The organism is Aeromonas sp. 600276 (assembly GCF_049175815.1).
Taxonomy (GTDB): Bacteria; Pseudomonadota; Gammaproteobacteria; order Enterobacterales; family Aeromonadaceae; genus Aeromonas; species Aeromonas dhakensis.
The window spans coordinates 1-1,168 of record NZ_JAAKVU010000041.1 but is presented as its reverse complement, the minus strand read 5'-3'; the positions used below and the strand labels follow the sequence as shown (position 1 = coordinate 1,168).

The window sequence follows — 1,168 nt, the reverse complement described above, 5'->3', positions numbered from 1 at the left end:
CCTTAGGGGTCGACTCACCCTGCCCCGATTAACGTTGGACAGGAACCCTTGGTCTTCCGGCGAGGAGGCTTTTCACCCCCTTTATCGTTACTTACGTCAGCATTCGCACTTCTGATATCTCCAGCATGCCTCTCGACACACCTTCGCAGACTTACAGAACGCTCCCCTACCACTCACGCTTAGCGTGAATCCGCGGCTTCGGTGCCTGGTTTGAGCCCCGTTACATCTTCCGCGCAGGCCGACTCGACTAGTGAGCTATTACGCTTTCTTTAAATGATGGCTGCTTCTAAGCCAACATCCTAGCTGTCTGAGCCTTCCCACATCGTTTCCCACTTAACCAGAACTTTGGGACCTTAGCCGGCGGTCTGGGTTGTTTCCCTCTTCACGACGGACGTTAGCACCCGCCGTGTGTCTCCCGGATATTACTTACTGGTATTCGGAGTTTGCATGGGGTTGGTAAGTCGGGATGACCCCCTAGCCCAAACAGTGCTCTACCCCCAGTAGTATTCGTCCGAGGCGCTACCTAAATAGCTTTCGGGGAGAACCAGCTATCTCCGAGTTTGATTGGCCTTTCACCCCCAGCCACAGGTCATCCCCTAACTTTGCAACGTTAGTGGGTTCGGTCCTCCAGTTGATGTTACTCAACCTTCAACCTGCCCATGGCTAGATCACCCGGTTTCGGGTCTACACCTTGCAACTAGACGCCCAGTTAAGACTCGGTTTCCCTACGGCTCCCCTATACGGTTAACCTCGCTACAAAATGTAAGTCGCTGACCCATTATACAAAAGGTACGCAGTCACCCCGAAGGGCTCCCACTGCTTGTACGTACACGGTTTCAGGTTCTATTTCACTCCCCTCACAGGGGTTCTTTTCGCCTTTCCCTCACGGTACTGGTTCACTATCGGTCAGTCAGGAGTATTTAGCCTTGGAGGATGGTCCCCCCATATTCAGACAGGATGTCACGTGTCCCGCCCTACTCGATTTCACATCAAGGTTGTTTTCGTGTACGGGGCTATCACCCTGTATCGCCGGCCTTTCCAGGACCGTTCCACTAACTTCCAAGATGCTTAAGGGCTAATCCCCGTTCGCTCGCCGCTACTGAGGGAATCTCGGTTGATTTCTTTTCCTCGGGGTACTTAGATGTTTCAGTTCTCCCGGTTCGCCTCG

1 rRNA gene is annotated in these 1,168 nt (G+C 53.3%); it reads right to left on the bottom strand.

The window, feature by feature from the left end:
• Positions 1 to 1,168, bottom strand: a 23S ribosomal RNA gene (locus G5134_RS21190); the annotation flags it as partial.